Raw genomic sequence first — 10391 nt, forward strand, 5'->3', positions numbered from 1 at the left:
TTTAATAATTTACACGTCATTCCTTCTAATCCAGAATTAGGTGAAATTGAACACTTATTACAAAGTAAACATAAAATTTATAAATTAGCGGCGGCTTTAAAAGAATTGAGTCGTCAATACGATAATATTTTTATAGATACGCCACCAGCCTTCAACTTTTATACCTTATCAGCCTTGATTGCTTCCGAGCGTTGTTTAATTCCGTTTGATTGTGATGAGTTTTCGCGTCGTGCTTTATATACTTTATTAGAAAATGTCGGTGAAACCAAAGCCGACCATAATGCCGACTTAGAAGTAGAAGGGGTAATTGTTAATCAGTTTCAACCACGCGCTTCCTTGCCTTTACAATTAATTAATGAGTTAAAAGAAGAAGGCTTGCCGATTATGGCCACTTATTTGCCATCCTCTGTGATTATGAAGGAGTCACATCACAAAAGTTTACCTTTAGTGTTTTTAGCACCTCAGCATAAATTGACTGAACAGTATGTAGCGTTGTTTGGTGAGTTAAAAGACGCGTGAGAGATATGCTAAGCCCTTAGTGTGTTTGCATTAAGGGCTAATGATGTGTTGATTAGTTAAAACTTGTTTGGTAATGAGCTGTCTAAGTGCTAAGTCTTTAGTGTCATTAATATTGATATTTAAAGCAAAAAACCAAGTATCTTGCTGAGTTTCTACATAACCCACATACCAACCAATTTGTGGTGTGCTACGTGCTGCCCAACCTGTTTTGGCATAAAGACGATAATCATTGGTTTTTTCGGCAAGCATAATCTCTGCTAAAGTCTGATAATGATCGGCACTAAATGCAAATTGATGCTGATAAAGTTTTTTTAAAAAAGCAACTTGCTCTAAGGCACTGATTGTTAAAGAGCCATCTAGCCAAAATGTAGTTTGTGCAAAATTGGGCGACAAATGGCCAAAATGAGTACTATCAATATAATGCTGATATTTTTTGGCACTGATTTGTTTGGCAAACGTTTGATAACACCACACACAAGACACTTGAAAAGCACTAGCTAGGGTTTGATCTTGATTCCATGTCTTAATGTCATAAGTTGTGCCATCCCATTTAATAACATCCGTTTTGGTGATAACTTTTTCTTCTAGTGCAATTAAGCTGTGTAAAATTTTAAACGTTGACGCACTGGCGAAGGGGAGTTGTGCGCGATCAGGGTTATAAATAATCGCCACGTCTTGTTTTAAAGAGCGTAATACTATCGTGCCTTGTACCTGATGCGTTTTAAAAACTTGAGCAATCTCTGTTTGAGCATAACAAGGCACATTTACCAAGCCTATAAAAACCGCAGAAAATAACCATCGAAGCCGCATCAATTCATACTCAAACGTTCGGCACTACCGCCATATAATTTGTTATAACGGCTAATCACTCGGCGCACATAATCTTGGGTTTCGGCAAAGGGTGGAATACCTTTATATTTGTCAACATTGCCTTCGCCCGCGTTATAACCTGCTAAAGCCAGTTCTAAACTATTAAAACGTTTTAACAAAAAACTTAAATATTCTGCACCACCACGAATATTTTGGGCAGGGTCATACACATCATCGACTTTAAAACGTTTGGCAGTAGCGGGCATTAACTGCATCAAACCTTTAGCGCCCGGCCCTGAGCGAGCAAGGGGATTAAAACCCGACTCGGTGTGAATCACGGCTTTAACTAAACCTTTATCGAGGCCATAAGTAGAAGCGGCTTGAGCAATAATATCGTCATAAGCGTCACGATTTTTGCTAAAACTTGGGCGTACAGCAAATTCATCTTTACCCCAGTTACGGTATTTATGAACATTGGTATCTGCAAACCATGTGACTTTTTCCAGTTTGGTATAACGGCCAAAATCTTGGCCACGCGGTTTACCTCGGCCATCGACAACATTGGTAAATAAAATATTACCGTCCGCATCACGGAATTTATAAATATTACCAGCCCAGCTAGGTAGGCTATAAACAGTGAGCGCACTACAGAGTAATAATAAACGTCCAAGCATCATTTTTATTCTTAAACTTGATTAGATTGATGAGCTATTTTCGCTACTTTATTGAGCTTAGACAAGTTTTTTCTGTCAACAAATATTTGTTTAAAAAGTGTGCATTTGGTAATAATTTTAGAAACATTTTTTCTGATCAAATGATTAAAAAATAATCAATAGTTTTTGTTGCAGTATTGACATAATATAAGCAAGTGATTTTTTTATAAAAATTGATTGTTACAGTATTGTAAAAATTAAGTTATTGATTATAAAATGATTTTTTGTATAGGTTAAAAAATATACGATTTAACTCTAAGCCTTGATAACACTGGCTTTAGCAGGGGGTAACCTAGAGTTATCCACAGAGTTATCCACAGGTTTTGTGGACAACTTTTTATTGTTGGTGTTTTAGGCAGTTTGATGCTTATCTGTACATAAAGCATAAAAAAGTGATTTTTTGTTTGGTTTATAGGCAAAAAATATTGACAAATACTTTTAAAAAAGATTGTCTCACAGACTTTCTTGGATGGACGTGAAATCTTATGTTGAATCGATTGTGGCCTGCATTATTTTTGCTGGCATTTTTTAGTTGTTTATATCAAGCCATACTTGGACATCCCGAAGTTTTAGCTCAAACCATTGAAGCCAGTTTTAAAACAGCTAAAACGGCAGTCGAAATTGCGATTGGTTTGGTTGGCTTGTTGTGTTTTTGGTTGGGGTTATTTCAGATTGCCGAAAAGAGTGGTTTAACTGATCGTTTGGCGTGGTTATTAACGCCGTTATTTCAAAAATTAATGCCCGAAGTTCCCAAAGGACATCCTGCTATTGGTTCAGTGACTTTAAATATGGCAGCAAATATGTTGGGGTTAGATAATGCTGCAACGCCTATGGGTTTAAAAGCGATGAAAGATTTACAAAGTCTTAATCCGCATCCCGATACGGCCAGTAATCCACAAATTTTATTTTTAGTGATTAATACTTCGTCGATTACCTTAATTCCAGTCAGTATTTTTATGTACCGTGCGCAGTTTCATGCGCCTGATCCTGCCAGTGTTTTTTTGCCCATTTTATTTGCCACAAGTTGTTCTACCTTAGCGGGTATTTTATTAGTTGCTTGGTTACAAAAACTTGATTTATTTAATCGTGTGGTATTGGCTTATGCGGCTGGTTTTGCGGTATTGATGGCAGGTTTAATTAGTTTAGTGGTGGGTTTGCCACCAGATGCTTTAAGTGAACGCTCAGCGTTAATTGGTAATTTAGCCTTATTTGGTATTATCGTTTTATTTTTATTGGCAGGTTGGCGTAAAAATGTTGCGTTGTATGACGAGTTTATTACTGGCGCAAAACAAGGTTTTGATTTGGCTGTTGGATTAATTCCCTTTTTGGTGGCGATGTTGGTGGCGGTGTCAATGTTGCGTGCTAGTGGTGTTTTGACCATGATTTTAGATGGGATAGCTTATGTCATTGGTTTATTGGGCTTAAATACCGATTTTGTGCCAGCTTTAACCACGGCACTCATTAAGCCTTTTTCGGGGAGTGGTGCGCGTGCGATGATGATTGAAACCATGCAAACCTATGGGGTTGATTCATTTCCAGCGCTAGTTGCGGCGGTTATTCAAGGCTCAAGCGAAACGACTTTTTATGTTTTAGCGGTATATTTTGGCGCAGTCGGCATTCGTAAAGAACGTTATGCTTTAGCGTGTGGTTTGTTTTGTGATTTAGTCGGAGCGATTGCAGCGATTAGCGCGGCGTATTGGTTTTTTTATTAAAATAGCTGTCACTCAAGAGTGACAGCCATTTAACAAGTTTACTGTAAAGTAGCTTGCTGTTGTGCTGCTTGCTCGGCACGTTGTTGTTGTGCTTGAGCAAATAAAGCATCAAAGTTAACAGGTGCTAACAATAATTGAGGGAAGCTACCACGATTGACTAAATCAGAAATGGCTTCACGAACGTATGGAAATAAAATGTTAGGACAGTATGCGCCAACTAACTGAGTCAGTTGCTCATCAGGTACACCAGCAATCAAAAAGATGCCTGCTTGTTTAACTTCAGCAACAAAAGCTGTTGCGCCTGCATTTTTGGCGGTCACAGTCACAGTCACAGAAACTTCGTAATGTGTTTCATCTAAACGTACAGTTTCAGTATTTAATTGCACGTCCATTTCTGGCTTCCATTCGCCTAAAAATACTTTGGAGTTTGGAACTTCAAAAGATAAATCTTTGACAAACAAACGCTCTAAGCCAAATTGTCCACCTTGATTTTGATTCTCGCTCATAGTTATTTCCTAGTGTATAGTTTATGTTTTACTGGGCAAGTAAAGGGTCTAACGCGCCTTGCCGCTCTAACGCGTATAAATCGTCACAACCACCAATATGTTGGTCGTTAATAAAAATTTGTGGCACAGTACGTTGTTTGGTGCGCTCAACTAATTGCATTCGTGTCGCATGATCATTGCTAACATCAACTTCTTCATAAGCAATACCTTTGCGTTGTAAGAGTTGTTTTGCACGTACACAATAAGGACAAATGCGAGTGGTATAAATAACAACCTGTGCCATCATGTTCTCACTTTTTTACTAAAGGTAATGACAACGCCTTCCAGTTAGAGATGCCACCATCCAATTTAAATACATCATTGAGTTGATGCTCTGTTTTGATTTGTTTGGCAGCAGCACCTGCTACTTGACCTAAATTACAGACAAATACAATCGGTCTATCTTTAGGAAAATGATTGTTTTTGTCATTTAATTTGGCATAAGGTATATTTTGACTGCCAGTAATGTGTCCCTTCTTAAACTCAGTGGGGTCACGTAAGTCAATAACAAGGGCATTTTGTTTATTTATCATCTGACTTAAGCCTTGAGGGCTGACATTTTGACCACCGCGCTTACTTTCAACAATAAAAAACGCAATCAGTAAGCCAAAAAATGTACTACTTAATACATAATGATTGGCTAAAAACTGAAAAAATTGATCCATTACAGCTTGACCTCATATAGATAAATAAAAGCGGGGCAAAGTATAACTTGCTTGATGTTTTGTCTCTAGTTGGATTTACTTTCGGCCAACAAACGGTGCAGACTTTCTAAGCGACGTTCAGATATTTTACCATCAGCAACCGCTTGTTTAAGCGCACAGTCAGGTTCGCTTAAATGTTGACAGTTTCTAAAACGGCAATTGCCATAAAAATCTTTAAACTCAACAAAACCTTGCTTGATTTGCTCTTCATCCAAATGCCAAATACCAAATTCACGAATACCAGGTGAATCAATTAAAGCACCACCATTTTCTAAGGCAAATAGGCGAGTGGTCGTGGTGGTATGTTGGCCTAATAAAGAGTTTTCAGAAATAATATTCACTTTTTGTTGCGCATCGGGTAACAAGGCATTAATTAAAGAGCTTTTGCCCACACCAGATTGACCGACAAAAACGACATTATGATTGCCAATTCGTTGTTGTAGTTCAGTCAAATTGCCAAAACAAGACACTTCTATACTGTCATAGCCTAACTGTTGATATTCGGCTAATAAGTCACGAAGTAATTGACCTTCTTCGTTATTTAGTAAATCTGATTTATTTAAGACTAACAGAGGTTTAATGCCAACTGTTTCACAAGCAACCAAATAACGGTCTAACAAACTGGCAGAAGGAATAGGAAGCGGTGCAAAAACAATCAAAATTAGGGAGATATTAGCGGCAACTGGCTTAATTTTTTGATAAGGATCAGGACGTGTGAGCAATGAAGTTCTAGGCAATAACGCAGTAATCACGCCAATTTGATTGGTCGTGTCGGCTTGCCAAACCACTAAATCGCCTGTCACTAACGCCTCTAGATTACTACGAATATGACAACGCCAAATTTGATTAACAAATTCGCCTTCTAATCCTTTAACCTCAATTTGACGGCCATAATGGGCAATAATTAATCCTTGTTGAGGAGGGCTTAAGTGACTGTCATCAATCACGGGTTCTTTAGCTTTAGCAATACGACGCGCATGTTGTTGATGAATACGTTTAGTCTGCTGCTCGCTTAAATGGCGTTTGCTCATAGGCACTTTAAAACAACGAAATAAAAACGCCTATCATATAATTTTTCTGTAGAATAGTCATTTTTCTTGTGACTAATAAACTAGGACGAAAATGGCTATTAACAAAGAAACCAATTTAATTTGGATTGATTTAGAAATGACCGGTTTAAACCCAGATACCGATCGTATTATTGAAATTGCCACCATTGTGACTGATGCAAATTTAAATATTTTGGCCGAAGGCCCCATGTTAGCCATTCATCAAAAAGATATTGTGTTAAATGCAATGGATGAATGGAATACTCGTCAACATGGTCAATCTGGGTTAACTGAGCGTGTGCGCCGTAGCACGATTACTGAAGCTGAAGCGGAAGCACAAACCATTGAGTTTTTAAGCCGTTTTGTTGATGCCAAAAAATCGCCTATGTGTGGTAACTCCATTTGCCAAGATCGTCGTTTTTTATATCGTACCATGCCCAAATTAGAAGCCTTTTTTCATTATCGTAATTTGGATGTTAGCACCGTTAAAGAGTTAGCTCGTCGTTGGCGTCCCGAAATTATGCAAGGATTTTCTAAACAAAGTAGCCATTTAGCGTTAAATGATATTCGTGATTCGATTGATGAGTTACGTTATTACCGTGAATATTTTTTTAGAGTGCAATAAACTGTAACTGCGTAAGTCCTAAACTAAAGTCTGTTGAAAACGTCAACAGACTTTAATATGCTTGCTTAAAAATCGATCTAATTGATTAGCAAAATTTTGCTTATCTTTCGCGCTATATCCCGCCGTATAACTTTGAATTTGGCCAGTCTCACGCAGCTCAGTCATTAAGTTACGCATGGTTAAACGGTTAGAAATAGTATCAGGTGTATAAAATTCGCCACGCGGATTAAGGGCAAAAGCACCTTTGGCAACGACAGCAGCGGCTAAAGGCACATCTGCGGTAATTACTAAATCTTTGTTTTGCACTTGTTCGGCAATCCAATTATCTGCAACATCAAAGCCAGATGGGACTTGTACAGAGCGAATCACTTGCGAGGCAGGGACACGAATATGTTGATTGGCGACCAAAGTGAGTGACACTTTGAGTCGTTCAGCCGCTTTAAATAAAATTTCTTTAACAACAACGGGGCAGGCATCGGCATCAACCCAAATTTGCATTAGGCGTTTTCCTTTACTTGACAAAGTTTAGCAATGGCATCAGGTAAGTCTTCAAAATTATTGACGGTTGCATCAGGTTTACAGGCTAACGGCCAAGCATGATTCATCCAGTTTACCCAAATGGTTTTCATGCCTACATCTTTAGCCGCTTGAATATCTTGTACAGGATGATCGCCAATATGAATGGCTTCATGTGCACTCACTTTTATTGCTTGTAAAGCATATTGAAACATGGCTGGATGCGGTTTAGCAAAGCCAACCCCCGCAGCAGAAAAGTGATTTTTGAACAAATGGCCAATGCCAACTTTATGGACATCAGCATTACCATTACTTAAAGCAATTAGTGGATATTGATCGGCAAGTTCTTCGAGTGTTTCAAGCACATAAGGGAAATATTGGACAATATTGCGCTCGCGTTGAAATACTTCATAAGCTTTTTTGACGATAGCATTTACATCACCTGTCACGTGACCATCTAAAACTTGACGTAAAGTGGTTAAACGTAGTTGGGTTAAATCGTGGCTAATATCGGGGCGTTCACTACTAATTTTGTCTTTATACTGTTCAAACTGAACAGTGGTGACTTTAAAACGCAATTCGGGATGATTTTGATAAATCCATTCCATCATTGCATTTTCGGCACGAGCAATAATAGGGTCAACAGACCATAAGGTATTGTCTAAATCAAATGTCAGAAGTTTTATCATTATTTTTTCGCTCTTGGATGGCTTTGATCATAAACCTGCGCAAGATGCTGATAATCCAAATGAGTATAAATTTGGGTAGTGCTAATACTCGCGTGACCCAATAACTCCTGTACAGCGCGTAAGTCTTGACTAGATTCTAGCAGATGTGAGGCAAAACAGTGACGTAATAAATGCGGATGGAGATGTTGTGGAATACCAACCCGTTGCGCTTGATAGGCTAAAGCTTGTTGAATGCCACGTTCGGTAAAACGTCCACCACGTTCATTTAAAAATATATGGTTGCCTGTTTCTGCTTTAATAAAATCACTGCGAATTTTGAGCCAATCTTTAATAGCACTTATTGCTTTACGTCCTACAGGTAACACACGCGTTTTTTTGCCTTTGCCAACAACTGTTATTAGTGCAGAGCTTAAATCTATATCTGTTAATAAACAATTGCTTAGCTCAGAAACACGCAAACCACTGGAGTATAACAATTCCATAATCGCTTTGTCACGCAGCCATAGTTTTGCTGCATGAGGAGTATCTGGGGCAGGGGCATCTAAGAGCTGATTGACAAGGTCAACATCCATAACCTTAGGTAATTCACGATGTTGACGTTTGATCTTAAAGGCTTTTGCAGGGTTATAACTCAGTCGATGTTGTTGCACTAACCAGTCATAAAATCCACGAATGGCCGATAACATCCGCTGCACACTAATTGGTAACAAACTGTTAGTAGACAATAAAGGCCCAATAAAACGCGTTAAGCGATCGTTGTCTAACTCTGCCCAATCATGGCAATTTTCGCGAGTCAAAAACTGGGCAAGCTTGTTTAGGTCACGTTGGTAAGCGGCTAAGGTGTGGTCTGAGGCATAACGCTGACTACTTAAGATGTCGAGCCAGTTGTCTATATCTTGTTGTAGCTGCGTTAAAGGCATCTTAGTTCCACTCATACATGCGTAATATGCCATCAAACACGCGGGCAGTAGGGCCAGTCATCCATACGGGATGGCCTTCGCCTTGCCAACGAATGTCTAATTCACCGCCACGTAACTGAACACGCACACGCTCATCCAATAAACCTTGTTGGATACCTGCAACAACCGCCGCACATGTGCCAGTTCCGCAAGCTAAGGTTTCACCAGCACCGCGTTCAAACACCCGTAAACGAGCATTTTGGCGATCAATAATTTGAAAGAAGCCAACATTCACACGTTCAGGAAAACGAGGATGGCTTTCGATAATCCGTCCCCATTCACGCACAGGTGCGGTATTAACATTATCAACCAAAATCACTGCATGGGGATTACCCATGCTAACGGCGCTAATAATGACGTCTTGTTCACCTACTTGTAATGGGTAGGTTAAAGCACGTTGATCGGCAATAAACGGAATTTCTGCAGGTTCTAGGCGAGGAATACCCATATTAACCCGCACCCAACCATTTGCGGTGATGTTTAATTCAATAATGCCGCTGGCGGTTTCAACAATCAGTTTGTTTTTGCGACTGAGTTTGCGATCACGAACAAAACGGGCAAAACAGCGTGCACCGTTGCCACATTGTTGTACTTCTGAGCCATCTGCATTAAAAATGCGATATCTAAAGTCAACGTCAGGGCGAGTGGGGGCTTCAACCAATAATAGTTGGTCAAAACCTACTCCAAAATGGCGATCGGCAATTTGTTTGATTTGATGTGGCTCTAAATGTGCGCGCTGCGTAATACAATCGATGACAACAAAATCATTGCCGAGGCCATGCATCTTGGTAAATTCCAGACGCATATTGCTCTCCAATTTCTACAACTTAGGTATTTATTGCTCACTATCTCTAATAGAAGACACCCTCTCTTGTGGGAAAGGGCTGGAGTGAGTAAATAAAACGCCTAAGTCTTGATTATTCTAAAAAACTTTAAGCTTAAGGTAGCACAGATTCGAGCGCAAATAACTCATTAATTGTTTCACGACGACGAATTAAATAGGCTTGTTCGCCATCAACCATCACTTCGGCTGCACGACCACGGGTGTTGTAGTTGGAACTCATGACAAAACCATAAGCACCTGCACCACAAACGGCTAATAAGTCGCCTGCATTAATCGCTAAATCACGGTCTTTACCCAAAAAGTCACCTGTTTCGCACACTGCACCAACGATGTCATACACCTTGTTTTCGGTGTTTGGGTTAATTTGTACAGGAATAATATCCATCCATGAGCCATATAATGACGGACGAATTAAGTCGTTCATGGCGGCATCAATAATGGCAAAGTTTTTGTGAGCAGTGGGCTTTAAAAACTCAACTTGGGTGACCAAAATACCTGCATTAGCGGCAATCGCTCTACCTGGTTCTAAATAAACAGTTAAATTGCGGCCTGCTAATTTAGGTAATAAAGCTTGAGCATATTCGGCAGGGCTGGGTGGTGTTTCATCACGATAACGTACCCCTAAACCACCGCCAATATCCAAATGTTCGATATGAATATTGTGAGTGGCTAAAGTATCGATCATCGCCAATACGCGATCTAAGGC

At 39.5% G+C, this 10391-nt stretch carries 13 protein-coding genes and 1 pseudogene; 3 read left to right on the forward strand and 11 right to left on the reverse strand.

The window, feature by feature from the left end:
* On the forward strand, window positions 1–519 hold a 519-nt coding region (locus Q0212_RS01450; RefSeq protein ID WP_297921118.1), incomplete at its 5' end, for a ParA family protein.
* 30 nt (window positions 520–549) lie between these two features.
* Here the strand turns inward: Q0212_RS01450 and blaOXA are convergent.
* Window positions 550–1329, reverse strand: coding sequence for a class D beta-lactamase (gene blaOXA / locus Q0212_RS01455; protein WP_297921121.1), 780 nt, complete (start codon window positions 1327–1329; stop codon window positions 550–552).
* Window positions 1329–2006 (reverse strand): lytic transglycosylase domain-containing protein, encoded by a 678-nt coding sequence (locus tag Q0212_RS01460; protein ID WP_297921124.1) that lies wholly within the window; start codon window positions 2004–2006, stop codon window positions 1329–1331. The genes blaOXA and Q0212_RS01460 overlap by 1 nt, the downstream gene beginning before the upstream one ends.
* Window positions 2007–2527: 521 nt before the next feature.
* Between Q0212_RS01460 and Q0212_RS01465 the strand changes: the two genes are divergently transcribed.
* Complete coding sequence (locus Q0212_RS01465; RefSeq protein ID WP_297921127.1) at window positions 2528–3754, forward strand: nucleoside recognition domain-containing protein; 1227 nt, start codon at window positions 2528–2530, stop codon at window positions 3752–3754.
* A gap of 38 nt (window positions 3755–3792) precedes the next feature.
* Here Q0212_RS01465 and secB read toward each other — a convergent pair whose 3' ends face one another.
* The 4 genes from secB to rsgA form a co-directional block, all read right to left on the reverse strand.
* The gene (gene secB / locus Q0212_RS01470) at window positions 3793–4260 is read right to left on the reverse strand and encodes a protein-export chaperone SecB (protein ID WP_297921131.1); all 468 of its coding nucleotides are present in this window, start codon (window positions 4258–4260) and stop codon (window positions 3793–3795) included.
* 28 nt (window positions 4261–4288) lie between these two features.
* Window positions 4289–4546 carry a glutaredoxin 3 gene (gene grxC, locus Q0212_RS01475; RefSeq protein WP_297921134.1) on the reverse strand — a complete coding sequence of 86 codons (258 nt, stop codon included), beginning with the start codon at window positions 4544–4546 and terminating at the stop codon, window positions 4289–4291.
* Between the two features lie 4 nt (window positions 4547–4550).
* Window positions 4551–4964, reverse strand: coding sequence for a rhodanese-like domain-containing protein (locus Q0212_RS01480; RefSeq protein WP_297921137.1), 414 nt, complete (start codon window positions 4962–4964; stop codon window positions 4551–4553).
* A gap of 65 nt (window positions 4965–5029) precedes the next feature.
* Window positions 5030–6034, reverse strand: coding sequence for a small ribosomal subunit biogenesis GTPase RsgA (gene rsgA, locus Q0212_RS01485; RefSeq protein ID WP_297921140.1), 1005 nt, complete (start codon window positions 6032–6034; stop codon window positions 5030–5032).
* 91 nt (window positions 6035–6125) lie between these two features.
* Here rsgA and orn point away from each other — a divergent pair, with 91 nt between their 5' ends.
* Window positions 6126–6677 (forward strand): oligoribonuclease, encoded by a 552-nt coding sequence (gene orn, locus Q0212_RS01490; RefSeq protein ID WP_297921143.1) that lies wholly within the window; start codon window positions 6126–6128, stop codon window positions 6675–6677.
* A gap of 42 nt (window positions 6678–6719) precedes the next feature.
* Here the strand turns inward: orn and Q0212_RS01495 are convergent, their stop codons facing one another.
* The 5 genes and pseudogenes from Q0212_RS01495 to Q0212_RS01515 all read right to left on the reverse strand — a co-directional run.
* Window positions 6720–7175, reverse strand: coding sequence for a YaiI/YqxD family protein (locus tag Q0212_RS01495; protein ID WP_297921145.1), 456 nt, complete (start codon window positions 7173–7175; stop codon window positions 6720–6722).
* Entirely contained in the window at window positions 7175–7882 is a 708-nt protein-coding gene (locus Q0212_RS01500) for an HAD family hydrolase (RefSeq protein ID WP_297921148.1), read from the reverse strand. Before Q0212_RS01500 ends, Q0212_RS01495 begins: the two co-directional genes overlap by 1 nt.
* Complete coding sequence (gene xerC / locus Q0212_RS01505) at window positions 7882–8802, reverse strand: tyrosine recombinase XerC (RefSeq protein ID WP_297921152.1); 921 nt, start codon at window positions 8800–8802, stop codon at window positions 7882–7884. The genes Q0212_RS01500 and xerC overlap by 1 nt, the downstream gene beginning before the upstream one ends.
* Before the next feature lies 1 nt (window position 8803).
* Window positions 8804–9646, reverse strand: coding sequence for a diaminopimelate epimerase (gene dapF, locus Q0212_RS01510; protein WP_367175460.1), 843 nt, complete (start codon window positions 9644–9646; stop codon window positions 8804–8806).
* A gap of 133 nt (window positions 9647–9779) precedes the next feature.
* Window positions 9780–10391 (reverse strand): annotated as a pseudogene (locus Q0212_RS01515) (diaminopimelate decarboxylase); the annotation flags it as partial.

Origin of the sequence: uncultured Agitococcus sp. (genome assembly GCF_937920075.1) — a bacterium.
Lineage (GTDB): Bacteria > Pseudomonadota > Gammaproteobacteria > Pseudomonadales > Moraxellaceae > Agitococcus.

Coding starts and splice junctions, on each gene's coding strand:
- Q0212_RS01495 (WP_297921145.1), bottom strand. CDS start 7,175: ATGCAAATTTGGGTTGATGCCGATGCCTGCCCCGTTGTTGTTAAAGAA.
- orn (WP_297921143.1), top strand. CDS start 6,126: ATGGCTATTAACAAAGAAACCAATTTAATTTGGATTGATTTAGAAATG.
- grxC (WP_297921134.1), bottom strand. CDS start 4,546: ATGATGGCACAGGTTGTTATTTATACCACTCGCATTTGTCCTTATTGT.
- Q0212_RS01500 (WP_297921148.1), bottom strand. CDS start 7,882: ATGATAAAACTTCTGACATTTGATTTAGACAATACCTTATGGTCTGTT.
- xerC (WP_297921152.1), bottom strand. CDS start 8,802: ATGCCTTTAACGCAGCTACAACAAGATATAGACAACTGGCTCGACATC.
- secB (WP_297921131.1), bottom strand. CDS start 4,260: ATGAGCGAGAATCAAAATCAAGGTGGACAATTTGGCTTAGAGCGTTTG.
- Q0212_RS01480 (WP_297921137.1), bottom strand. CDS start 4,964: ATGGATCAATTTTTTCAGTTTTTAGCCAATCATTATGTATTAAGTAGT.
- blaOXA (WP_297921121.1), bottom strand. CDS start 1,329: ATGCGGCTTCGATGGTTATTTTCTGCGGTTTTTATAGGCTTGGTAAAT.
- Q0212_RS01465 (WP_297921127.1), top strand. CDS start 2,528: ATGTTGAATCGATTGTGGCCTGCATTATTTTTGCTGGCATTTTTTAGT.
- dapF (WP_367175460.1), bottom strand. CDS start 9,646: ATGCGTCTGGAATTTACCAAGATGCATGGCCTCGGCAATGATTTTGTT.
- rsgA (WP_297921140.1), bottom strand. CDS start 6,034: ATGAGCAAACGCCATTTAAGCGAGCAGCAGACTAAACGTATTCATCAA.
- Q0212_RS01460 (WP_297921124.1), bottom strand. CDS start 2,006: ATGATGCTTGGACGTTTATTATTACTCTGTAGTGCGCTCACTGTTTAT.